This is a genomic window from Leisingera sp. S132, assembly GCF_025144465.1.
Classification (GTDB): domain Bacteria; phylum Pseudomonadota; class Alphaproteobacteria; order Rhodobacterales; family Rhodobacteraceae; genus Leisingera.
In genome coordinates this window covers 33592-56160 of record NZ_CP083555.1, presented here as the reverse complement: position 1 = coordinate 56160, position 22569 = coordinate 33592, and the positions used below count along the sequence as shown (strand labels likewise).

Annotated in this window: 27 protein-coding genes; 8 read left to right on the top strand and 19 right to left on the bottom strand. The window is 62.6% G+C overall.

Going from position 1 to position 22569, the window contains the following annotated elements:
* From K3725_RS20210 to K3725_RS20185, 6 genes are all read left to right on the top strand, one after another.
* Positions 1 to 933: an alpha/beta fold hydrolase gene (locus K3725_RS20210; protein WP_260018801.1), complete on the top strand. Its 933-nt coding sequence runs from the start codon at positions 1 to 3 to the stop codon at positions 931 to 933.
* Complete coding sequence (gene choW / locus K3725_RS20205; RefSeq protein WP_260018800.1) at positions 920 to 1753, top strand: choline ABC transporter permease subunit; 834 nt, start codon at positions 920 to 922, stop codon at positions 1751 to 1753. Before K3725_RS20210 ends, choW begins: the two co-directional genes overlap by 14 nt.
* Before the next feature lies 1 nt (position 1754).
* Positions 1755 to 2786: a choline ABC transporter ATP-binding protein gene (gene choV, locus K3725_RS20200; protein ID WP_260018799.1), complete on the top strand. Its 1032-nt coding sequence runs from the start codon at positions 1755 to 1757 to the stop codon at positions 2784 to 2786.
* Positions 2787 to 2911: 125 nt separating this feature from the next.
* Positions 2912 to 3376, top strand: a complete 465-nt coding sequence (locus K3725_RS20195) for a MarR family winged helix-turn-helix transcriptional regulator (RefSeq protein ID WP_260018798.1) — start codon at positions 2912 to 2914, stop codon at positions 3374 to 3376.
* A complete protein-coding gene (locus K3725_RS20190; RefSeq protein WP_260018797.1) occupies positions 3369 to 3743 on the top strand; it encodes a hypothetical protein in 375 nt (124 codons plus the stop codon). Before K3725_RS20195 ends, K3725_RS20190 begins: the two co-directional genes overlap by 8 nt.
* Positions 3744 to 3802: 59 nt before the next feature.
* Positions 3803 to 4123: a monooxygenase gene (locus K3725_RS20185; RefSeq protein ID WP_260018796.1), complete on the top strand. Its 321-nt coding sequence runs from the start codon at positions 3803 to 3805 to the stop codon at positions 4121 to 4123.
* 149 nt (positions 4124 to 4272) lie between these two features.
* On the opposite strand, the gene K3725_RS20180 is transcribed toward K3725_RS20185, so the two are convergent.
* Genes K3725_RS20180 through K3725_RS20160 form a run of 5 tightly spaced genes read right to left on the bottom strand, consistent with a single transcriptional unit; the run spans position 4273 to position 8022 of the window.
* Positions 4273 to 4731 carry an SgcJ/EcaC family oxidoreductase gene (locus K3725_RS20180; RefSeq protein WP_260018795.1) on the bottom strand — a complete coding sequence of 153 codons (459 nt, stop codon included), beginning with the start codon at positions 4729 to 4731 and terminating at the stop codon, positions 4273 to 4275.
* Positions 4718 to 5293, bottom strand: coding sequence for a hemerythrin domain-containing protein (locus tag K3725_RS20175; RefSeq protein WP_260018794.1), 576 nt, complete (start codon positions 5291 to 5293; stop codon positions 4718 to 4720). Before K3725_RS20175 ends, K3725_RS20180 begins: the two co-directional genes overlap by 14 nt.
* A gap of 2 nt (positions 5294 to 5295) precedes the next feature.
* A complete protein-coding gene (locus K3725_RS20170; RefSeq protein WP_260018793.1) occupies positions 5296 to 5910 on the bottom strand; it encodes a glutathione S-transferase family protein in 615 nt (204 codons plus the stop codon).
* Between the two features lie 26 nt (positions 5911 to 5936).
* Positions 5937 to 6773, bottom strand: a complete 837-nt coding sequence (locus K3725_RS20165; RefSeq protein ID WP_260018792.1) for a hypothetical protein — start codon at positions 6771 to 6773, stop codon at positions 5937 to 5939.
* 7 nt (positions 6774 to 6780) lie between these two features.
* Positions 6781 to 8022 (bottom strand): hypothetical protein, encoded by a 1242-nt coding sequence (locus K3725_RS20160; protein WP_260018791.1) that lies wholly within the window; start codon positions 8020 to 8022, stop codon positions 6781 to 6783.
* Positions 8023 to 8264: 242 nt separating this feature from the next.
* On the opposite strand from K3725_RS20160, the gene K3725_RS20155 reads away from it, so the two are divergent.
* Positions 8265 to 8627 carry a helix-turn-helix domain-containing protein gene (locus K3725_RS20155; protein WP_260018790.1) on the top strand — a complete coding sequence of 121 codons (363 nt, stop codon included), beginning with the start codon at positions 8265 to 8267 and terminating at the stop codon, positions 8625 to 8627.
* A 219-nt stretch (positions 8628 to 8846) separates the two neighbouring features.
* Here K3725_RS20155 and K3725_RS20150 read toward each other — a convergent pair whose 3' ends face one another.
* Complete coding sequence (locus tag K3725_RS20150; protein ID WP_260018789.1) at positions 8847 to 9983, bottom strand: acyl-CoA dehydrogenase family protein; 1137 nt, start codon at positions 9981 to 9983, stop codon at positions 8847 to 8849.
* Positions 9980 to 11155 (bottom strand): CaiB/BaiF CoA-transferase family protein, encoded by a 1176-nt coding sequence (locus K3725_RS20145; RefSeq protein WP_260018788.1) that lies wholly within the window; start codon positions 11153 to 11155, stop codon positions 9980 to 9982. The genes K3725_RS20150 and K3725_RS20145 overlap by 4 nt, the downstream gene beginning before the upstream one ends.
* A gap of 97 nt (positions 11156 to 11252) precedes the next feature.
* Between K3725_RS20145 and K3725_RS20140 the strand changes: the two genes are divergently transcribed.
* The gene (locus tag K3725_RS20140) at positions 11253 to 12137 is read left to right on the top strand and encodes a LysR family transcriptional regulator (RefSeq protein ID WP_260018787.1); all 885 of its coding nucleotides are present in this window, start codon (positions 11253 to 11255) and stop codon (positions 12135 to 12137) included.
* A gap of 116 nt (positions 12138 to 12253) precedes the next feature.
* Here K3725_RS20140 and K3725_RS20135 read toward each other — a convergent pair whose 3' ends face one another.
* The 12 genes from K3725_RS20135 to K3725_RS20080 are packed head-to-tail and all read right to left on the bottom strand — an operon-like array spanning position 12254 to position 22554.
* On the bottom strand, positions 12254 to 13234 hold the full coding sequence (locus tag K3725_RS20135; protein ID WP_260018786.1) for an ATPase, T2SS/T4P/T4SS family: 981 nt from the start codon (positions 13232 to 13234) through the stop codon (positions 12254 to 12256).
* Positions 13231 to 14655 (bottom strand): TrbI/VirB10 family protein, encoded by a 1425-nt coding sequence (locus K3725_RS20130; RefSeq protein ID WP_260018785.1) that lies wholly within the window; start codon positions 14653 to 14655, stop codon positions 13231 to 13233. The genes K3725_RS20135 and K3725_RS20130 overlap by 4 nt, the downstream gene beginning before the upstream one ends.
* 2 nt (positions 14656 to 14657) lie before the next feature.
* Positions 14658 to 15380, bottom strand: a complete 723-nt coding sequence (locus tag K3725_RS20125) for a TrbG/VirB9 family P-type conjugative transfer protein (RefSeq protein ID WP_260018784.1) — start codon at positions 15378 to 15380, stop codon at positions 14658 to 14660.
* A 5-nt stretch (positions 15381 to 15385) separates the two neighbouring features.
* Entirely contained in the window at positions 15386 to 16066 is a 681-nt protein-coding gene (locus K3725_RS20120) for a type IV secretion system protein (protein ID WP_311202235.1), read from the bottom strand.
* A gap of 17 nt (positions 16067 to 16083) precedes the next feature.
* Positions 16084 to 17097: a type IV secretion system protein gene (locus tag K3725_RS20115; RefSeq protein WP_260018782.1), complete on the bottom strand. Its 1014-nt coding sequence runs from the start codon at positions 17095 to 17097 to the stop codon at positions 16084 to 16086.
* A complete protein-coding gene (locus K3725_RS20110; RefSeq protein WP_260018781.1) occupies positions 17098 to 17523 on the bottom strand; it encodes a hypothetical protein in 426 nt (141 codons plus the stop codon).
* A gap of 8 nt (positions 17524 to 17531) precedes the next feature.
* Complete coding sequence (locus K3725_RS20105; protein ID WP_260018780.1) at positions 17532 to 18299, bottom strand: type IV secretion system protein; 768 nt, start codon at positions 18297 to 18299, stop codon at positions 17532 to 17534.
* A complete protein-coding gene (locus K3725_RS20100; RefSeq protein ID WP_260018779.1) occupies positions 18296 to 19408 on the bottom strand; it encodes a lytic transglycosylase domain-containing protein in 1113 nt (370 codons plus the stop codon). Before K3725_RS20100 ends, K3725_RS20105 begins: the two co-directional genes overlap by 4 nt.
* Positions 19405 to 19614 (bottom strand): hypothetical protein, encoded by a 210-nt coding sequence (locus K3725_RS20095; RefSeq protein WP_260018778.1) that lies wholly within the window; start codon positions 19612 to 19614, stop codon positions 19405 to 19407. Before K3725_RS20095 ends, K3725_RS20100 begins: the two co-directional genes overlap by 4 nt.
* Complete coding sequence (locus tag K3725_RS20090; protein WP_260018777.1) at positions 19611 to 22004, bottom strand: type IV secretion system protein B4; 2394 nt, start codon at positions 22002 to 22004, stop codon at positions 19611 to 19613. Before K3725_RS20090 ends, K3725_RS20095 begins: the two co-directional genes overlap by 4 nt.
* Complete coding sequence (locus K3725_RS20085) at positions 21979 to 22257, bottom strand: type IV secretion system protein VirB3 (protein ID WP_260018776.1); 279 nt, start codon at positions 22255 to 22257, stop codon at positions 21979 to 21981. The genes K3725_RS20090 and K3725_RS20085 overlap by 26 nt, the downstream gene beginning before the upstream one ends.
* Positions 22258 to 22272: 15 nt before the next feature.
* Positions 22273 to 22554 (bottom strand): TrbC/VirB2 family protein, encoded by a 282-nt coding sequence (locus K3725_RS20080; RefSeq protein ID WP_260018775.1) that lies wholly within the window; start codon positions 22552 to 22554, stop codon positions 22273 to 22275.
* Between the last annotated feature and the right edge of the window lie 15 nt (positions 22555 to 22569).

Below are 22569 nucleotides of genomic sequence, written 5' to 3'. Positions count from 1 at the left end.
GTGCAGTGGCTCGTTCCTCACACCGCCAAGGCAAGCGGCCAGCCGGTGCAGCTCGGCTACTGGGAAGCCGGTGATCCGGCTGCCCATCCCGTTGTCCTCTTGGTCGGGCTAGGCATGCAGGCGATCGAGTGGCCCGCGGATTTTACCCGGCAGCTGTCGGAAACCCGCCGGGTCATCTGCATTGACAACCGCGATGCTGGAAAGTCGCCGCGCTGCGGTGAAGACAGCGAGCCGCTTGCTGCCGGGATCTGGATGCAGGGCGATACCGCGGCCGCCCAGGATTTGGCCCCGTATTCCCTTTTTGACATGCGGGATGATGTCCTGGCGCTGCTGGACCGCCTGCAGGTCGGCACCTTCGACATCATCGGGTTCTCCATGGGCGGCATGATCAGCCAGCTGGTTGCTGCCGCCGCGGGCCCGCGGGCTGGGCGCTTTGTGCAGCTGGCCAGCAACGACGGAACCGCCGAAGTCGATGGCGACGCGGATTCCAAGTGCCGGATGGCGCGTCTGTTCACCCGGCCTTCGGATCCGGAACTGATCCGGACATACCTGCTGGAAGACGCTTTGGCCTATGGCGCGGGCCGCCTCACCGACACGCCGGAGCTTCGGAGCGAAGTCAACGCTGCTTTCTCCGCGGGGTATTCTTGCGGCGGCGCAGCCCGCCACGCACTTGCGGTTCTGACCACACCGGACCGGCGGCCGCTGCTCAAGTTAATCCAAAGCCGGACATTGGTTCTGCACGGCGACCGCGACAGCTGCATTTCCCCGCAACGTGGCGAGGCAGCGGCCGCGCTGATCCCTGATGCGCGCTTCGAACTGCTGCCGGGCGTCGGGCATGTTCTGGATCCTATGATGTGCGATGCCGCCCTCAACTGGCTGGAGCCGACTGCAGGCACAAGGACAAGAATTGGAGAAAGCCATGGAGTGGCTTGAAACACATAAGATCCCGGTCGGCCATTGGGCAAAGCTGATGGTCGACTGGCTGACCGGCAACATGGCCTGGTTCTTTGACGGGCTGTCAGAGGTGATCGGAGCCATCGTCGCAGGCACCCTGTGGCTGCTGCAGATGCCGCATCCGCTGGTGCTGGTCGGCCTGGTTTCAGGGCTGGCCTGGTATTTGCACCGCTCTCTGGCCTTGACCGCCTTTGCAGTGCTGGGCCTCCTGCTGATCATCAACCAGGGCTACTGGACTGAGACGACCGAGACCCTGTCTCTTGTACTTGCGGCAACCGCAATGTCGATGACGGTCGGGGTTCCCATCGGGGTGCTGGCCGCCGGGCGGCCCTGGCTCTACCGGGTTTTGCAGCCGCTTCTGGACCTGATGCAGACGATCCCTACGTTTGTCTACCTGATCCCAGCGCTGGTGCTGTTCGGCCTTGGCGCGGTTCCGGCCCTGATCGCAACCGTCGTGTTTGCGGTTCCGGCGCCGATCCGGCTGACCTATCTCGGGATCTCCTCGACGCCGCCTGCACTGGTGGAAACGGCGGATGCCTTTGGCGCCACCCCGGCGATGGTGCTGTGGAAGGTGAAGCTGCCCTGGGCCATGCCTCAAATTCTGGCCGGGTTGACGCAGACCATCATGCTGTCGCTGTCGATGGTCGTTATTGCCGCGCTTGTCGGCGCAAGCGGGCTTGGTGTCCCCACCCTGCGCGCGCTCAACCAGGTCAATGTCGGCAAGGGTTTCGAAGTCGGTATTGCCATTGTCATCATCGCGATCCTACTGGACCGCCTGCTGAAAGCCGGAAGGAGCTGATATGGCACAGCCAGTCATCAAATTCGAAAACGCCAGCATTGTGTTCGGCGACAATCCGAAATCCGCCCTGCCGCTGATGGACGCAGGCCTGAGCCGGGAAGAAGTCATGGCCGAAACCGGACAGATCCTGGGGGTCCACAACTGTTCACTCGACGTGCAGGAAGGCGAGATTGCGGTGCTGATGGGCCTGTCCGGCTCCGGCAAATCAACCCTCCTGAGGGCATCCAACAGGCTCAACCCGCTGGCTGCCGGCTCTGTGCATCTGCGCAGCAAAGGCGGGCTTGTGGATCTTGCCGCCGCCTCTGCCGCAGAATTGCGGAGCCTCCGCCGCCATGACGTGTCGATGGTATTTCAGCAGTTTGGCCTGCTGCCCTGGCGCAGCGTGCTGGAAAACGCGGCCTTCGGGTTAGAGGCTGCCGGTGTGCCACGGGAGGAGCGGCTTCAGCGGGCAATGCGGCAGCTAGAGAAGGTGCATCTTGGGCACTGGGCCAACACCAATGTCTCTGAGCTTTCGGGCGGCATGCAGCAGCGGGTGGGCCTGGCCCGCGCCTTTGCCACCGACGCGCCGCTGCTGCTGATGGATGAGCCGTTCTCGGCGCTGGACCCGCTGATCCGCAACGAACTGCAGGACGAACTGCTGGAGCTTCAAGCGGACCTGAAGAAGACGATCCTTTTCGTCAGCCATGATCTGGACGAGGCGATCAAACTTGGCAACCGGATTGCGATCATGGAAGGCGGCCGCATCGTGCAGCTGGGCACGCCGCAGGAGATCGTGCTGAAGCCGGCTACGGACTATGTGCGGAACTTCGTGTCACACATGAATCCGATGAATGTGCTTCATGCAGCCGAAATCATGAAGCCGGTCAACGGTACCGTCCCCTCCGGCGCGCGGGTGCGCGATGCCGACACGACGGTAAAGGACCTGATGCGGGCGCAACTGAACGACGGCGGAGAGTACTTCGTGTCCAATGGCCGCGACATCATTGGCAGGCTGGATCATTCCGATATCTTCAAGGCACTGCTGCGCGAATAGCGCAGCAGGTTTTCCCGGCGCAGAACCAGCTTATTGCTTAGAAAAAACAACGGAGTGGCGACCTGCTCCCATTTTCCTTAAAGGCGCAGCTTGAAGTATCCCTACATAGGGATAAATACCAAAGCATGAAACGAATCACACATGACCGCGAAAACATGGCCCTGGTTCTGGCCCTCCTGCGCAGTGCCCAGCAGTTCCATCGGGCGATCGGCCCGGCGTTCCGGGCCGCAGGACTGACCGCGTCACAATGGGACGTGCTGGAAACCCTCAGCAACAAGGGCCCGATGACGGTGAATGCGCTGCTGGAACGGGCGCTGGGAACTTCCGGCAACCTCGATGTGGTGATCAAGAACCTGATCCGCTCCGGGCTTGTTAAAAAATCGGTCAGCGATACGGACCGGCGCAGCCGCGTCCTGTCCCTGACAACCGAAGGCAGGGCAAAGGTCGAAACCTTCCTGCCCGCCCACAACGCCGCGCTGGCGGAGATCTTTGAAGGCCTGCCCGCCGACGGCAAGCGCCAGACCATTCGGATGCTGAACCGGCTCCGCCGCAGCATGCGCCACACCCGAAAGGATCATACCGATGAGTAACCGCAGCTTCCTGACAGCGCACAGCGTGATCTACGCTTTCTTCGCGCTGGCGCTGTTCTTTGCACCCGGCCTGTTGTGGCCGAACTACGGCGTCGAGCTGAACGACCGCTACGCCTGGTTCCTGTCGCAGCACAACAGCATCTTTCTCGGCGGCATCGCCGTCATCAGCTTCCTGTTCCGTGACGCGCCCTCCGGCAGCGGCGAGAGCCGCAAGGTCCTGACCGGCCTGATGTGGACCAACCTGCTGGGCCTCGCTGTCACCTTTTACGCCGGTGCGGCAGGTATTTTCACCGGCTTTGGCTGGTCGGACCCGGCCTTCTTCGCCCTGCTCTCAGCTCTCTGCTTCCTGCAGCTCCGCAAGGGCTGAGCCCGCCCCAATGCAATCGCAACCACACGTTTCTTGCAACTCCTCAAAAGGACCCGCGCATGAGCACTCAGAAAATCTGGGACATCCACCTCACCTATGATGGCCCCGTCACCGAAGAATTCCTCCAAGGCGCCAAACAGCTTGCCGAGAGCATTGCCCAGGAACCGGGCGTTGTCTGGAAAATCTGGACCCATGAGGCCGGCACCAATCACTTTGGCTCCACCTATCTGTTCAAAAGCCTTGAGCATCTGGAGGCCTACAAGGCCATGCACATTCCCCGCCTGAACGCGATCGGCATCGAGGTCGTCAGCGACCACGTGTTCGACGTGATGGAAGAACTCAGCCAGATCAACCGCGCGCCAGTTGGGACAAGTTCGTAGACCGGCCCGCTGGTCCTGAGTGCCTCTCCTGACCGCAACAGGAGAGGCCTTCCAAATCCGGGTTCATTCTACAATTTCTTCCCGCCTGCGCCTCAATTGCGGCAAATAAACCTTGGTTCCAGGGCTAGAACGAACAAGTGGGGTAGCCGCTATTCGCCATCCCGGTAGTTTACAGCAAATGCCGACCCGTCCTTGGCAGCAATGGTCTCCATGCCCGGTATGACGTCGGTGTTGTGCGCAGCCAGGACGGTCCAGCCATTGGCCAGACGCTGTGCAAAGAACACCATTATTGCAAACCGGTCCTCAAGGGTTTCACCTGCCTTGTCAATCTGCCCTGCTAGCTTCCAGCGGGTGTGAATGATCGCGGTGTCGCCGCCAACCCGCCGGACCTTGATACCCCGGGCAGTAATCTCCGAGTGCCGGAAAAACGTACTGAGCCCGTAGGCGTGCGCTTTTTCAATGTCGACGCGGTTGTGCCACCACAGGCCCACCACGTTGACGAAATCAGCGTCCTCAGCAAAGAGAGCAGCCAGGGCGCGAGCGTCCCTGGCATTCCAGGCCTCGGCAAAAAGCCGGGGGATGTCATCCGGTGTTTCAGGCATAGGCATGCAGCACCGCCGGGATCAGGATATCTTCCTCGTCATAGGTATGCCGGTTCAGGATCTTGTTCAGAACTTTCGCCTGCTCCAGCGCCTTGCCGATTTGTGATTTTGAGGTTTCCCCGCCGCGCAGCAGGGCAAAAACCTGCTCCGACTGGTCCAGTGCCTGATCAAGGATCTGGTGGTCGTTTTCCAGAAGGTCAATGGCCGAAGCCAGCTGCGGGAAGCGCCCCAGGAACCCGGGCAGCACATTGCTGTCCTCGAAGCTGTGATGGCCGTGAACATGCGAGACCAGATCAAGCCCCAGGCGGTTCATGCCGGTCAGGCCCATCAACTCCTGCGCGCTGCCCTCCGGCTCCCCCAATACGACTTCCAGCCCGCCGATCAGTCGGGCACTGGCCTCAGAGATCGAGGCGTGAAGGCGTTGAAGATGCGCGGGCCAACCAAGAAACCGGGGGTCATCGTCCCATGCCGAACGGTCCGCTGGAAACAGGCCTTGCAGCAGGTCCGGGCCAATCCGGCCGCGCGAGGCAATGTGGTAATCGGGGGCGTTGTAGTCGTAGTTGTGCATTGTCAGCTCAATCCCTGCGCCTTCATCGCCGCCTGCACGCCGCGGTCTTCCAGCATGGTTTCCATGAAGCGTTTCACCGGCGGGTAGTCCTGCCAGGGTTTCGGCGTGTGTGCCGTCCAGCGCACCATCGCAAAGGCGTAGGGGTCGGCAATCGTGCGCTTGCTGCCTGCAACATGCGGGCCACCGTCCAGAAGTGTGCCGAGATGGCTCATTACCCGATCAATCCTGGCGAATGCCGCTTGCCGCACTTCATCCTGCGCACCCGTGGAACCGTTAACCGTGTACCGGTCCGGCACAAAGAAGGGCCAGAACGCGGGATGGAAATCGCCTGTCAGAAAAGCCAGCGCCTCATCCAGTCCGAATTGGCTGAGCGGATCTTTGGCGACGCCCAGGCCGGCTTCCGGGTATTTGGCCTCGATATACTTCAGGATCGCATCTGCCTGCGTCATGATACGGAATCCATCATCCTTAAGCGCTGGGACCATGCCCAGAGGATTGATCTTGAGGTATTCCTCGGACCCGAGTTCAACCCGCTCTGCTTCGTAAGGCTTGCCCGTCCATTCCAGGGCGATATGCGGAGCCAAGGCACAGGTGCCGGGTGCGTAGTAGAGTTTCATGACCGGTGTCCTTTCCATATAGCTTTTCAGTTGCTGCGCGGCTTGAAGGTGAGGCTTTCTGTCTTTTGTCCCGGCTGGCTGTAACCATCGCTGTCCAGCGGCCGGTCGAACAAGCCAGTCAGCCTGTTTCCAGCGATGTCTTCCAGGGTGGTGTCCACCTCAATCCGGTAGTTGGAGCTTGCCCAAGGGGCGCGGGGTGTGAAGATCCACTCCTGCTCATCCGGCCCAAAGCGCAGCGAGCCGCCGAGCCTTGCACCGGCTTCATCGGTCACCCGCACCCTGTAGGCCAGGGAGACGTGATCCATCGGGCCATTCAGTGTTACCAGAAGCGGTTCAGTAGAGTCCGCCATCGGCGCCTGCACCTGCCACTTCACCAAATCAGGCGCCTCGAAATCTGCTTCGGCGGCAACGAAGGTCTTCCCATAGCTGCGCGTTAACGTGCAGCCACTCCTGGTTTCCGCGCTGCTCCTGATTTGCAGTGTATAAGCCTTCCCCGGCTCCAGCGCCCGGCCCAGCGTATTGTGCGCTACCAGCCCGGTCTTCACCCGGCCTGGATCAAACAGCACCGTCAGCCTTCTGTCATCCGGCGACCAGAGATCGAATTTGTTCTCGATGAAGGCCCCCGGAACCACCTTGCCGTTTCCATCAAGCAGCACGACGGAGTCCCATATGCCCTCCCGTGCCATCGGTTCGGAGAAGTAGACATAGAAGCGCAGCAGGTTTTCGGGGAGCACATCAGCACTTGGGTAGACTTGGGTTACCTGGGCAGGACCTGACACGCTTTCCTCGCAGGCCTGTGCCGCTGAACTGGCCGCAAGAAGCGCGGCCAGCCAGAGGGATGCAGCTTTCAGATTGCGGAGCATCTGCACGTTACCTCGCCAGATCAGCGTAGCCCGCGTCTGCCTTCAACATGTTCTGGAAGTTGCGGAAAAACTCCTGCTCCTCCACATACTGATAGTCGGGGAAGTTGTATTCACTGACGAAATCGCTGAGCCGGAAGTAGGCGCCCTTGCGGAAGGAGACCAGGTCGACATCGCCGGTATCCAGATTGCGCTTGAGCGTGACCAGAAACTGCTCATCCTGGTCATCGGCCTGCAAAACTGCTCCCAGCGGGCGTGCAGCGGTTTTCACCCCTGCGTCGCCCCAAAGCTCTGGGGACGACAGCCCTTCGCCTTTGCTGGCCTCGGCCAGGTCAGCCACCCGGATCAGATCGGCATCTCGTTCCTTGTTGATGACCAGCACATATTCTTCCGGCTGGAACTCCTCATTCGGAGCAGTGAAGTGCAGCACTTCAAGGGGCGTGTTGCCATAGCCGAGCTCGGCCACAGTCTTGCCGGACACATGGGCGCCATCAGCTAGATCGCCAGACGGGATCGTGACCAGTGGTGTGCAAGTGTAGGCGGCAACAACCGTCTTCACACCATCCAGATCGACCACGCTCATAGCCCGGATCGGCGCCCGGGTTTCGGTCTGATTGTGAACGGTATGGTAGATTTCGATGCTGGACGCGGAAGCGTTGTCAGTGAACGGGTACGGGATCTGCCGCAGGGTTGAGGCAAACTCTCCGGTCGACAGCCCGGCAGCAAACAGCGTGCCATCCACGAAATCAAGATCCGTGACGGTGAAGGTGGCAGCCGGAATGTCATGCCAGAAAGTGACGCTGTCATCGGGTGTGCCGTTCAGTTCCACCGACGTGCCCTCCAATGCGGTCAGGTCCAGCGGTGTGATACTGCCATCCTGATCCACGCGCACAATCATCGGCGACTTGCTGCCGCCCGAGCGCAGGGACATCGAAATATAGGTTTCCTTGGAGACGGGATGCACAGCGATGTCGTGATAGCTGATGCTGTACGGATCTGCGCCGGTCGAGGCCGCCAGCCGGGCGCCCAGGCCAATCAGGTTGTAACTGCGCGATTCCGCTGCCGGGGCAGCTTCGGGCAGCGTGTAGGCAAAGATCCTTCCGCCGTCGGAGTCTGCCACAAACAGCGTATTGCTGTCGGCAAACTCAAGCACGGTGGTGGACTGAGGCGTTTCAAGCGCGGCAGCGCCTGTTGCAAACGACAGGGACAGAATTCCTGCCGCCAGGGCGGGTGAGGTGAATTTCAGTTTCATGGTGCCTCCAGGCAGGTCGTGGGCTGGCGGCTCCAAGACAGTTTTTGCCTTGCCGCCGTGCCCCAATTTAGCACCTATGGTCCAATGCGGTGAGTAGGAACACTTTGGATACTATTGAAGATGTCAGTTCGCCTTTGCACAGAGGCTGTTCATGACGCGGAACCCGGCGCCCTCCGAAAGGAGCAAGCCTTGGCAGGGCGGCGTATCCAAGGGTACATTTCTGGAGCGAGGAGCTTATTGGGATGCTTGAAGACCAGATGAAGGATGCAACAGAGGATGATGCGGCGGCGCATGTATGCCCGGTCGAAACCGTCATCGAGATCATCGGCGGGAAGTGGAAGTGCCAGATCATTCACTTCCTGCTTGGCGGCACCCGGCGGTTCGGTGAAATCCGCCGTCAAATCCCCGACGTGTCTCAGCGGGTTCTGACCCGCAAATTACGGGAACTGGAAGCGCATGGAATCGTCGTCCGTAAAGTTTATGCAGAGGTTCCGCCCCGCACGGAGTATTCCCTTACGCCGGCCGGGCAGTCTCTTGAGCCCGTAATGCAGGAGCTAGACCGTTGGGCCCAGGCAAATCTGGGCAGTTCCGGTGGCGTAGTTTAGTTAGAATGAGCGATGGCGAAGCCGGGCACGCCTGTTGAATGCCGCACCGACTGGGCGAAGCAAAACAGTTTCGCCAGAGCAAAAAAGATCTTGGAAGGCTGTCTAGAATTCGGTCCAACGCCCGAACTACCGCAACAGCCTTCACAAGGCCTGTTCAGTTCACTCCGCTGAAGCAATGTTCAAAAACGGCGCTAACTGACATGACGCCCGCCTAAGCCGCTAACTCAGCATTTCGCGCGCGATGATGGTTCGCTGGATTTCCGATGATCCTTCATAGATCCGGAATATCCGTAAGTCGCGCAAGTAGCGTTCCACCGGAAAATCACGGGTATAGCCATAGCCGCCGTGGATCTGCAGCGCCCGGTCCGCAATACGCCACGCAGCCTCACTGGCAAAAAGCTTGGCGAATGCAGACTCCGACGAATAACGCTCACCAGTGCCCCGCTTGCGGGCGGCTTGCAGCCCCAATGCCCGCGCCGCGGCCAGTTCGGTGGCACTGTCGGCCAGCATCCACTGCAGCCCCTGGTAATGGCCGATCGGCCGTCCGCCGACCTCACGTTCCTTGGCATAGGACACAGCCGCATCCAGTGCGGCGCGCGCAATGCCAGTGGCTTGCGCGGCCACTTCGATACGGCCGTTATCCAGCACCTTCATCGCGGTTCGGAAACCGGTACCCTCCTCGCCCAGCCGGTTTTCCGCGGGCACATGGCAATCAAACGAGATCGGAAACACGTGGCCGCCGCGCAGCCCCATGGTCTCCTCATGTTTGCCGATCTCCACCCCAGCGGTTTTGGCCGGTTCCACCACAAAGGCGCTGACCCCGCGGGCGCCGGCTGCGCTGTCGGTCTTGGCATAGACCACGATAAAATCTGCATCACCCGCATTGGAGATGAAGCATTTGGAACCCTTCAACCGGTAGCCGTCGCCTTCGCGGGCGGCGGTACTGCGCATATCAGCAGGGTTGGAACCCGCCATCGGCTCAGTCAGCGCGAAGGCGCCAAGTGCCTCACCCGCTGCGGCGGCCGGGAGGAAGCGCTGTTTGAGCGCCTCATCCCCGCCCAGGAGCAGCGAATCCGTCGCCAGGAAGTGCGCCGTCAGCATCGAAGCGGTGGAGCCACAGGCGCCTGCGATAGACTCCACTGCACCGTACAGAGCTGGCCCGGACAGACCGATGCCGCCATAGGTTTCGGGCAAGTTCATGCCCATGATGCCCATTTCTGCCAGTGCCGGGCGGTGCAGGGTTGCAAACTTCCCTTTGGCATCGATGTCGGCGGCGGCCGGTGCCAGCACCTCGCTGGAAAACCGTTCAATCTGGCTGATGACAGCCTGCTCTTCGCTGTTCAGGTCGCCGGTCATTCGGCCTCTCCTTCCTGTAATTTTTGCAGAATTTCCTGTGTGTGCGCTCCCAGTTCCGGGGCCGCCTGCCGGTGACCTCTTGCCGCTCCACTGAAATGGACGGGCTGTTCCGGCACAGAAAATTCACCGAGAATGGGATGTTTCACCGGGGATGCCAGCCCGCGCGCCTGCGCCTGAGGCGAGGCCCAGGCTTCAGACACTGTACTCAGGGCCGCGGCTGGAATGCCCGCCTCTGTCAGGACCGTCACCGCATCCTGCGCGCAGCGCGCGGCGGCCCAATCTTCGATATGCCGGGCCAGGGCCGATTCATTCTGTCGCCGCAACACATCACTGGCAAAACGCTCGTCCTCCGCCAGATCCGGCGCGCCAATGGCTTCTGCGAAACGGGCAAACAGCCGGTCGTTCAGTACCGCTACGGAAAAACTGCCATCTTTAGCCGGATAGGTGCCAAATGGCGCTGATAGCGCATGTTTACTGCCCGTCCGCTTTGGCGTCTCACCCGCCATCAGCGCCCGGCAGGCCGCCACCGGCATCATCGACACCAGCGAGTCATAAAGCGCCAGATCAACATGCCGCCCCCTGCCGCTGCGTTCCCGGTCAAACAGTGCCACCATCGCCCCAAATGCAGCAAACATGCCGCCTGCAACGTCAGCAAAGGCATCTCCGGCCATCATCGGCGGGCCGTCCTCGGCGCCGGTCATATCCATCAGCCCGCTCATCGCCTGGATGATGATGTCATAGGCCGGCAGCATCCGGTTCGGGCCTGTCTGGCCGAACCCGGACACAGACACATAGACCAGTTGCGGACACACCGCGCACAGCTCTTCTGCACCCAGTCCGAACCGCTCCATCACGCCGGGACGGAAGTTTTCGATCAGCACGTCGCACTCCGCCGCCAGCGCCCGCGCCGCTGCCGCGCCGTCCTCGGATTTCAGATCCAGAACGATGGATTTCTTGCCGCGGTTCACCGATTGGAACAGCAGGCTTTCGCCGTCCTTGAAGGGGCCGATATGGCGGTAGTCGTCGCCTGCAGGGGGCTCAACCTTGATTACTTCCGCGCCCAGATCAGCCATCAGCGCCGTGCAGTAAGGCCCGGCCAGAACGCGGGAGAAGTCCAACACCCGAACTCCTTCGAGCGGCCTGCGGCCTGCCGTTTTGTCATCTTTGAACATGCATCCACCTTCAATTGCTTGCTGGAGGATAGCGTTCGATCAGGTATTGTATGAAATACGAGATTGATATGAAGGGTATTCCCGTTTGAATATACCATTGAATTTCCGCCAGGTCGAAATCCTGCTGGCTGTCTCGGACACTGGTAGCACCGCCGCCGCAAGCCGCGTCCTGAACACCTCGCAGCCCTCGGTTTCGCTGGCCATCGCCCGCTGTGAGGAGGTGTTCGGACAGAAGCTCTTTATCCGCATTCCCGGCCGCGGGATGGAGCTGACCCCGTTCGGGCGGCACAAGATTGCCCAGCTGCGCGAACTTGAGAAGCAGGCGCGATGGGTACTGAGCGGCGGCGAAGGAACACCGGAGTTCCTAAACCTCGGGGTGTTTTCTACCCTCGGCCCGCGCTATGCGCCGCAGTTGGTACGCCGCTTCCTGGAAACCCACCCCGACTCCGAAGTCCGCATCCTTGAAGGTGACCTGCAAACGCTGTTCGACTGGCTCAGCGAAGGCCGGATTGACATGGCGCTGCTTTATGACTTCGGCATTCCGTCTGACTTTGTCATCACACCTCTGATGCCGGCGGAGCCCTATACCCTACTGCCCCAGGGACACAGGCTGGCACAGCAGCCCAATGTCAACGCCGAAGACCTGGCGCAGGAACCAGTCATCCTGATGAATCTGCCCCACAGCCGCAGTTATTTTCTGTCCCTTCTGCAAAGCACCAAGGGTTCAGTGCAGGTGGCCCACGAAACCAGCTCAATCGAAATGCTGCGGTCAATGGTTGCCAACGGGTTCGGCGTTGGTCTGCTGGCCACCGATCTGCAGGATGCCCCCTGTTATGATGGTAGCCCATTGATCCGGGTCCCCCTTTCCGGCAATCCACCCCTTCATCAGATTGCTCTTGCCCATCGTGGAGCAGCTCTAAAGCGGCCAATTATCCAGGCTTTCACCGCCTTTGCAGAAGCTTTTTTCAATCAGCGCTCCTGAGCGTAACGCGCCACTTCGGCGCAAGGTCCCAACAAATTTGGACTTCAGTTTTCCGTCTTGCTGGCCGTTTGCAGCGGTGGCGGCCTTATTTCAAGGCGCTTTTGTGAAAATCGCCATCAGCCCGGCAGATAGAACTCCGTAATCCCCCGCTTCCCTTCGGCCCGCCCCAACTGAATAATTACATCGATAGACTTTCGGATGTACTCCCGCACCTCGGCGAAGGTCAGCGGTGTGCCAGCCTGCAGCACCATGATCGCCAGCCGATCGATGGCGAGTTCTGCGGTCTCCGCGTGGATCGTGGAGACGGACCCGCCATGGCCGGTGTTGATCGCTTCGAGATATGTCAGGGCCTCGGCGCCGCGCAGCTCGCCGACGATGATCCGGTCGGGGCGCATGCGGAGGGAGGCTTGGAGGAGGGCGTTGGCGCTGCGTTGCGAGCCGGAACCGCGATCGGCCAGAAGGGCGACTGTGTTCGGCTGGCCGGGGAAGAGCTCAAAAGCGTCTTCGATGGTGATCAGCCGTTCGTGCTCGCCCACATAGGTCAGAAGGTGGCGGGCGAAAGTGGTCTTGCCGGTCGAGGTGCCGCCGCTGATAAGGACGTTGAGCCGCGCCTCGACCAGAGTCTGCAGCGCGGCCTCAAGGTTCTCCTCCGCCAGACTGGCGATGTTCTTCATCTTCTCCGCGCGGAGGGCGTCGAGCGAGACGGCCTTGCCGAAGAGATAGGCGGGGGCGTAGTCCCGGACGCTGCCCGACGCGAAGAGGCGGATGGTGATCGAAGCACCGCGATCGATAGCGGGCGGCACGGCGACCTGGACCCGGAGGGGGCGGCCCGCGTACTCCACCTTACCCGAGACGAGGGGGTTCTTTTCAGAGACGCGGGCCTTGGCGTCGCCGACGATGGTCTGGGCCATGTTGAAGGCGGTGGTCCGCTCCACGATCTGGCCCTCGTGGCGCATGGTGGCGTCACCTGCCACTTCGAGCCAGACTTTGCCGTCCGGATTGATCGCGATCTCCACCACGTCGTCGCGCCGCAAGAGGTTGCGGAATGGATCGAGATAGCGCTCGAGATAGGAGGTTGGTGATGCCGCCTCGGTCAATAAATCACCACATCCCGGTCGACGAGCACGGTGACCGAGGCCCCCTGATCGACATAAATCGTGGGTGCGATCGAGACCTGGTCGGCGATGACCGAACCGACCGCGTCCTGAAGGTCGCTGCCGACATCGCCCAGGACGATGCTGGTCGTTTCATTGTTGGCACTCTCGGCCGCGACGGCTGGCGCCGCCCCGATCACGGAAATCAGCGCCGCCCCGCCGAAACGCTCGGCGAACTTGGTGTCAACGAGACCGGTGAGGCCCGAGCGGCCGAGTTGATCGCCGCCTACGGCGGCGATCTCCATCGAGGTGCCGTCCGTGGTCAGGACGCGGGTCCAGAGGATAAGGATGCGCTTCTGGTGCATCTCGATGCCGGAGCGGTATTGGCCAAAAAGGCGGGAGCCTCGGGGGATCAGGATCCGGTCCCCGGAAAACGCCGGAACCGGCTCGGAGACGACCGCGACCACGGAGCCAGGCAGGTCGCTGTTGATGGCGGTCTGGAGCGCGGCCTGGATGACGGACCCTTGGGTCAGGGTGTGTTCGGGATGGGTGAGGCGGGCGGCCTCCTGCACTTCGAGTGGGCGCGCGCTTTGCAGGAACGCCTCATTGCCCGAGAGCACCGGCCCCCCGGTTCCACCGGTCGCCGGATCGGCCACCGCCGCGCCACTTTGGCCACCCCGCGGACCATCGGCATAGACCACTGCGGGGGATTTGATCTGCGCGGTCAAAAGCTCTTCGGCGACCCGCTCAGCCTCACGCTGGCGCTGTTCCTCTTCCTGACGGCGGCGTTCGTCGAGAAGACGCTGGTCAGCGATCAAGCCCTCGCGGTCCAGCTCTGCTTCGAGCCCCTCGCGCTGCGCCCGTTCGGCATCGAGCATGGCCTGAAGCCCTTCGATGCGGGTCTCGGTCTGGCGCTGCAGGTTGGCCAATTCGGTTTCCTTTGCGGCCAGTGTGGCTTCAAGCGCGGCCTTCTGTTCATCGAAGGCCTCGCGCAGGTCCGCGACGGCAGACTGGATTTCCGAGTTGCGCGCGGCCTGGCTGGCGGCGAGGGCCTCGCGGAGCTTGGCGATCTCGGCCAACACTTCGGCGCTCGGCTCAGGTGCCGGCGCCGCAGGCACTTCCAGCGCTTCCTCGACGGCGATCAGCGCGTCATTGACCCGCTGCTCTGTCTCGTCGGGTGGAAACTCCAGCCGCCCGCCGGTGCCGGGGCGGCGGTCCTGGAAGGTTTCGACATCGGAGGTCTCGAGGGCGCTGTCGCCCTCCTGCAGGCCGGTGACCAGGAAATACGCGACCCCGGCGCCGCCAAGGGCGAGGGCGGCGGCGAGCGCGCCGACCCCCAGACTGTTGCCCCGGCGTTTGGATTTGCCGCGTTGGCCAAATTGGTCGAGGCGGTCCTGCAGGTCGGGAGGGGTTTGATCGGCCATGGTCAGTTGCTCACGTAGATGGCGCTTTCGTCACGCCAGGCGCAGATTGCCTCATCGCCGATGCGTAACGTCCAATAGGTGTTTACCCCGAGCACCCGGACCGTGTTGCCTTGCTGGGTCCAGTTGACCGTGCGCTCGCGGCCCTGGTCATCGGCCTTGAAGAGGGCGGGTTGGCGACCGTTCTCCGGGAAGACGAAATACGTATAGCGCCCGTCGTCGTAGATATGGCTGGGGCGGAAATCCCCTTCTCCCGAGACGCGGTAGTTGTAGTTGCGCGGGGCCTCAAAGCCCTTGGGCTGGGTCGCATTCGCCGCGCGGCGTTCCTCGTCGGGGTAGCGGAAGCGCACCTCGAAGAACATGCCGGTGCGGTTCGGGATCGAGCCCTCGCGGAGATGGAAGGAATAGGTGCGCCGGTTCGTGATCACCGTCATGTTGGTCGAGGCATTGGCCACATGCGGTTTGATCGTCAGCACGTTGCCGAGCTCAGGGATCGGGTCGACCTGGAAGCTTTCTGTGTCGCCGACAATCACAGCCTCGAAGCGTTCCCCCGCTCCGAAATGGATCGTCGTCGAATGCCGCAGGTCGGTCTCGATCCGGTAGACCTGGTTTTCATTATAGACGGCGGTACGGATGCGGATGTCAAGCGGGCCGCCTTGCGGCGTGGCCTCGGCGAGCGCGGCAACAGGAAGGGCAAGCGCCAGGAGGAGCGCGGGCAAGGATTTCATGGGTATCAGTTCTCCAGGGTCTCGGCGTCGACGCGGTAGGAGGTCACCACGAAGCCCAAAGGGTTGGCCCAGACATCCTGAAGGCGCTGGCGGGTTTCGGGTTGGAAGTCGTAGCCAACGGTCGCGACGTAAGACCGGGTGACGGTGCGGGTGTCGCGGGGGCGACGCAGCGTGCGGGTAAAACGGACCTGCGCCACGCCGCGCTCGATTTGGTTCACGGACTTGATGACCACCTCGATCTTGGCGTCCCGGCCGTAGACGGTGATCGGGTAGTCTTCGTTGGTGGAGGACCAGAGATCACGCAGCGTGCGGGCGGCATCGCCATCCGAGCGGTCCAGCACCGAGTTGATGCGTTGCTCGCCATCGGTCAGGTCATAGGTCTCGCGGTCATCGACATAGGCCACAAGATTGGCCTGAATGATGGCGTCGCTCTCGGAAAGCGTCAGCGCCTGGACGGCGGCGACCCGGTCCATCTCGCCGGTTTCCTTGTCGACCACGACCACGAAGGTCTCGGTGGACTTGAGCGGAAAGAGGCTCGCGCCCGCGACCATACCGGCCACGCCGACCAGTACGCCGGCCGCCGCGACGAACCAGGCAAAGCGCTCGCGCCGTCTTGGTCCGTAGATGAAATCCGCTTCAAAAGCGTCGCGGTCATGGTTCACGGAACTGGTTACGGTATTCTTCAAAGTCGTCGTCTATCACATCAGGGTTTGCGGAAGGCCTTGGCGGCGGAAAGAAGCGCGCCGGGGCTTTGCCGGATCATCTCGCCGGTTTTGACCACGCCCGCATTGGCCATCTGGTTCAGCTCCTGTGGGGATTTGCCAGTGACGAGACGCGAGGTTGCGCCGGTGCCGTACTCCCGCGTGTTCACGAAACCTTGCCGCGCTAGGCCCGTGAGACCTACGGCATTGGACGCAATGCCGACGACGCCGGTGAGGTTGGAGGCGATGTAGGGGACCGAGGCCATGATCCCGGCGCTGAGGATCAGGATGACGAGGAAGGGCAGGATCATGCTGACGGTCTCGACATCGCCCGGATCGGCGGAGGCGTCCCCGATGGCCTCGGCGATGGCGACGATGATGCCCGCGGCCCCGGCGGCGGCGACCGGCATGAGCGCATAGCCGATGGTGGCGCGGGTCCAGGCCTCGAAGAGGGACTGGGTGGGCTTGAAGAGCGAGGTCACGATCATGAAGGGGGCGATGACGATCATCAGCGCGAAGACGATGCGGGCGAAAGCAATGATCCCGGCGGTGACGGCGGCGAAAACGGCGGAGAGGACGAAGAAGATGGCGCCCAGAACCGCGCCGAAGACCCAGCCTGCGCGATCCCCGATCGTGTCGCCATAGGCGGTGATGCGGGCGACCATGTTGTCGAGGCTCTCATAGACCCCGGCCTCGTCGCCTGAGCCGGTAAGCGCCAGGATCGAGGCGCCAACGGAGTCGGGCACCCGCGTGACGATGTCATAGATGACGCTGAAATTGTCCCAGCTCTGCGCGAATATGCCCACGAGTGCCACCTTCATGCCGAAGGCAAAGCCGGTGCCGAAGGGCAGGGGGCGGAGTTGCATCACCGCGTTGATCCCGAGCAGCATGACGAGGAGCGCGGCGCCGGCCGAGATCACGTCGCCGACAGCACCTGCCGAAGAGACAAAACCGTCCTGCGCCACGGTATCCACCGCGGCGTCGACCTGGCTCAGGATGTCGCGAATAACCCCCATCTACTCCGCGCAGGCCTCCACGACTTGCGCCTCGAGCGCATCGGCCATGGCGTAGAGCTCGAGCACGTTGAAGGGCAGACGCGGGTTGTCCGAAGTCTGGAATCGGGGCAGGGCGGTGAGCGCCTGATCCCAGGTGAACTGATCCAGCAGGCAGGTGCAGCTCTCCGAGGCGAGCGCTTCTTCGGCGATCAGAATGCGCAGGATCGCGCGGTAGCCGTTGCGAAGGTAAGCCGTTTCGGCCAGATCGGCGGGCGGTTTCGGGACACGGCATGCGTCGGCCTCGTCCCGCGCGATGGCCATCGAGTTGAAGGGTGTGTCGGTCGACGGGTTCGTGCTCGCGGTCTCCGCCAGCGCGGCACAGGGCAGGACACTCACGACAAGTGCGGCGAGACAAAGAGACCGAATTGGCGCCAAGCTGTAGGTCATGAACATTCTCATGGATCCACCGCCATCGAGCGGAACTTGCGCTCATCCGCGAGCGTTGCGGCATCGACGACGCCAAGCTGGCCGGCGCTGACGCCTTGTGCCGCTTCCAGCCGCCAGAGCTGGGTCAGGATGATGCCAAGCTCGGCGGTTACGCGGGTGTTGAGATCGACGGCGGCTTTCAGCCCGTCCTGGTCGTCGATGAGCCCGACCATGGTTTCGAGCCGCTCAAGGCTTTGCCCCGCCTCTTCGTGGCTTTCCTGCGCCGCAACCGACAACATGGCGCTGGCCCCGGCGGAAGCGGCGATGCGGTTGTCGGCAGGCTGATCGGAGCCCGAGAGCGTGCTCAGGCGCTCCGAAGTAAACCCGCTGCCCGAAAGCACGCGCTCGACCGAGGCCGACAGTTCCGCGCCCGGATTGAACCCGCTCAGGAAATCGCCGCTGGCCAGCGATTGCGCGGTGTTGAGAGGAGCCACGAGCTTGCCGCGCAGCGCGCGGAATTCTTCGACTGTGGCGAAGAGTTCTCCGAGCCCGCTGCCTTCAATGAGCGAGGTCAGTTGCGCCTCGAGGTTCGTCAATTGCGACAGCTGGGTCTCCAGTTCCAGCCGCATGGTCGCGAGCTGCTGCATCTGGACATTCAGGTCCTCGGCCATGTGCTCGAGCTGGGCCACGAGTTGACCAAGCTGCGAGCCATCAAAGGTTGGAACGCCCTGGGCCGTTGCGGGCGAGGCAAACCCGAGTGTGGTGACCGCTGCTACGGTCAGGAGAAGCTGTCTCATTCGGGAACTCCCATCAGCATGAAGTCGCGCTCGGCCAGCCGGTCGGCGACGAGGTGCTGCGCATAGGCCGCCTCGCGCTGCTGGTTGGCGGCCATCAGCCGGACGCGGAGATTGAGGATGCGGCCGATCTCGGCCTTGGCGTAGGTGTTGAGCTCCCAGGCCGCCTTGGCATTGGGTTGCGCATCAATCTGCAGGATGATCGCGCGGAGGCGATTGATGACCTGCTCGGTCGTTGCCGAACTGTCGGCGGCGTAATAGACGCCGGCCTCGGAGATGCTGGCATATTCAGCGAGCGCAAAGTCCGAGGGCGAGAGCGTGCCGAGCGCGTCGGCCCCGCCCACGACGGCGAGGTATTCGTTGTAGAACTTCGAGATGTTGCGGACGTAGCCTTGGGTCTCGGCAAAGGGCGGCACCCCGCCATATTCGATGACCCGACCGGGGCCTGCGTTATAGGCCGCAAGTGCATGGGGGATGTTGCCGAAGCGGTTGAGCTGGGTCGTGATATAGCGCGCGCCGCCGCGCAGGTTGTCCTTCACGTCATAGCGGTCGACGCCAAGATCGGAGGCGGTGCCGGGCATGAGCTGGGTGAGCCCATAGGCCCCGACCGGACTTTCAGCGGCGACGTTGAAGCGGCTTTCCTGCTTGATCAGGGCCTGGAAGAGGCAGCGCCACTGGGTGGCCGAGAGACCCGCGCGGGCCACACCGGGTGCGCCAGCGAACTCGCCTGCCACCTCGACGACCATCATCTCGACCGTCTCGCGGCCCTCGCCGAAGAGGCGGCTGTTCATCGGGTTCGGGTCAGTGTTGGGGTAGACCGCCGCCACCCCGAAATCCGCATTGCCCTCAAGCGCGCGGATATCGAAGCCAGGCCCGGTGATCGCGGCGGTCATCTCCTCGAGGACGCGCAGCTGGTCGGCCTGCACATCGGCCAGGGTGGACTCGGTCCTATCCTTGTCCTCTTGGACGCCCAGATCCTCGGCGAGCGCCGTCACCCGTGCAATGGCGCGCCCGATCGCGGAATTGTCCTGCGTCGGCACGCCTTGGGCATGCGCGGGCAGGGCACCGAGGCTGAGGCAGAGCCCGGCGGATATGATCGCGGCGCGGCTCATTCCGGACGGGGCAGGGGCTCGAAGGTGCAGCCGGGTTTGGCCGTCTCCTGAGCCGGTGCGCCCATGGTCGAGAAGGAAAGCGCGGACCGCGTCACCTGCGGCGCGCCATTCTTGCCGAAGCATGGCGAGGTTTTCTCGGTGTACTTTTCGCAAGCCCCGAGAAGGCTCGCGGCGGCGCTAAGCGCCAGGAGGGGTTTTGAACTCATATCACATGTCTCCAGAAATCAGGATTGGCGCGCCAATCGGCGGGCACACGGGCTTCGCCGGTGGCGCCGCCGCCAAGGATGGGGAGGAGGTTGCCGAGCGCGGAGAGGTCCGCATCGACGAAGACGCTGTCGCCCGCCGAGCGAACGAGCGCGATGCGCTGGCCGATGGTGGGCTGGACGAGAAGGGCGGCCTCCTTGGCGTTCACGCGCAGGAAGTCGTAATCCGAGATGGTGGCGCGGTCGTTCGGGAAGAGGATCTGCGTCGGCACCGTCTCGACGATGGTTTTGCCGACGCGGGAATCCCGCAGTTGGCTCGGATACTGCGTCATCATGATCACGACGCAGTTCATCTTCCGAAGCGTCACCAGCCAGTTTTCCAACCGTGCCCCGAAATACGGATCGTCCAAGAGTTTCCAGGCTTCGTCGAGCACGATGATGGTGGGGCGACGATCCTCGACCACGCGTTCGATCTGGCGGAAGATGTAGGAGAGCACCGCCATGCGCTCGGTCGTCATGTCGAGGATCTCGGTCATATCAAACCCGACGATATCGCCCGTGAGCTTGAGGCCCGCGCCGCGCTCGGGCTCATCGAAGACCCAGCCATAGCGCCCACCCGGTGCCCATTCGGCAACGCGGGATTGCAGCTCGCCATCATCATCAAGTGACTGAAACAGGGTCTCGAAACTGGCGAAGCGCTGCAGGGCCACGCCCGCATCGGCGTTCTGGCCGACGGCGCTCTGGATATGGCGGGATTGCTCGCCCGAGAGCGTGTCATTGCGTGTGAGGAGGGTCGCAAGCCAGTCCGAGAGCCAGGCACGGCCGCGTTCGTCGGTCTCGGTGGCGAGCGGATTGAGACCCGTGGGAACGCCCGCGCGGATTTCGTTGTAGCGGCCACCAAGGGCGCGCACGGCCATCTCGAGGCCGCGATCCTTGTCGAAGAAGAAAAGCCGCGCGCCGACCCGTTGTGCTTGGGCTGCGAGAAAGGCTGTGGTCAGTGTCTTGCCGGTGCCGGTACGGCCCAGAACGAGCGTATGGCCGACCGTGGGTTCCTTGCTTGGGTCTCCCGCCTCGTGGAAGTTGAAGCGATAACCAGAGGTGCCGACCGTGGGCAGGACCGAAATGGTCTGACCCCAGGGCGACTGGTCAGGTCCACGCCCCTCGACGCTGCCATGCAGGGCCGCGAAGTCGGCGAAATTGATCGAGGAGATCGGCGTCTTCCGCGCCCGGTAGCCGAAATTGCCGGGCGATTGCGCGAAATAGGTGGCTTTCAGCGCCATGTTTTCGCGCACGATGACGGACATGATTTCCTGGCCCACGCGTTTGATCTGGGCAGCGGCGCGCTCGAGCGTGTCGCGCTCGGGCGCATAGACGGCGATCGACAGGTGATGATCGCCAAAGGCGATGCGCCCCGCCTCCTGATCATCGGCGGCTTGGCCGAGCTGTTCGCGCAAGGAGACGGCCGCATCGTCGGAGGCGTGCATCTGGCGGATGATCCGCTGGATGCGCTCGGCCATGATGTTGTTCGGGATCGGGCTGAAGGAGTTCGTGAGCACTATGTCGAGCGGAAGGTCGAGCGCGTCGAGCAGTGTGACGTCCGTGAGTGCCGGATAGGTCTTCATCGAGAAGAGCGCGCCGTATTTAACCTGACCGGTCACGGCGTCGGTCAGGGTGACGACGTCGCCATCGAAGGTCGCGCGGCAGTTGCTCAAGGTATGCGAGAGGGGCAGGGCGCTTTGCCCGAAGGCGATGGGGGAGAAGCTGCCTGCGTTCAGCGTATTGAGATAGCCCAACCACTCCCCACCCGACTTTGTGAGCCGGACCGGGTTGGCCGAGGCAAGCGCCACCTCGAAAAAACCCATGACCTCGTTCAGCTCTTGCAGGCGCGTCGCGCGGTCCTTGACCCAGGCCTTGCGGGCCAGCGCACGCAGGAGCGGAATGCGGGCCGAAATGTCAGGCCGCCGGATGACGCTGAGATAGAGTTGGCGCTTGGCTGGGCGCAGGTCTTTGACATGGGTCTGCCAGCGCGAGTCGATCGCGGCGGCGAAGCTGTCTCCCTCGATAGGGCGCATCCCGAGATCCTGCGGCATGGAGATCCGGTGGATGTAGAAACCGAAGGCGTTGCCTGTCTGGGCGACGATGGCCGCGACCGCGCGTTTGAGCGCGTCGAGCCGGGCGTCCTCACTGGTCATCGGGTTCAGACCATCAAGGCGCAGGGTCGCCATCAGATCGCCCTCACGCAACACCATGACATCGTCATCCGCGAGCGCGAAATACGGCAGATGTTCCGCGAGATAGCTCTCCCGCGCGAACTCCCCGCCGCCGGCCTGAAGCAGAGCGGTTCCGTGAGTGGAAAGAGTGCCCGCATCAAGCGCCAAAGCTGTCACCCCCATGCAGAGCCCGGTTCTTCGTCGGGCGCACCGAGCCGTAGGAGACGCGCAAGACCTCGAAGAAATGCGGCTCGCGGTCGGCGACGAACCAGAGGATCGGATACGCGACGAGACCAATCAGGAAAAAGACCATCGACTTCATCCAGATGAACGGCAGAACGACCCCTGTTGCCAGCACCACCAGGTATCCGACGGGGAGGCCCAGATACTTGGGCGGTCGGGCGAGGCCCAGAAAGAGGGGGGATCGTTCTGCCACTGCTCTACTCGGTTCTTAGGAGAAGCCGTCAACGATGGTGCCGGCTGAGAAGATCAGCACGATCCCGATGATCACCGAGGCGAACCAGCCCCAGTTCAGCCGTCCCATCATGCACATGAAGCCGGTGCCGATGACCGCGAGCGTGGCGACCGCGATCCCGATCGGACCGGTCAGCGCGGCCTCGACGGTTTCCAGCATGGTCTGGATCGGTGACAAGTCCTGCGCGAAGGCAGGTCTTGCGAAAGCCGCCAGGGTTGTGGCGGCAGGCAAGAGGCGGCTGAGGCGATGTCGAAGCATGCGAAGTTCCCTTGT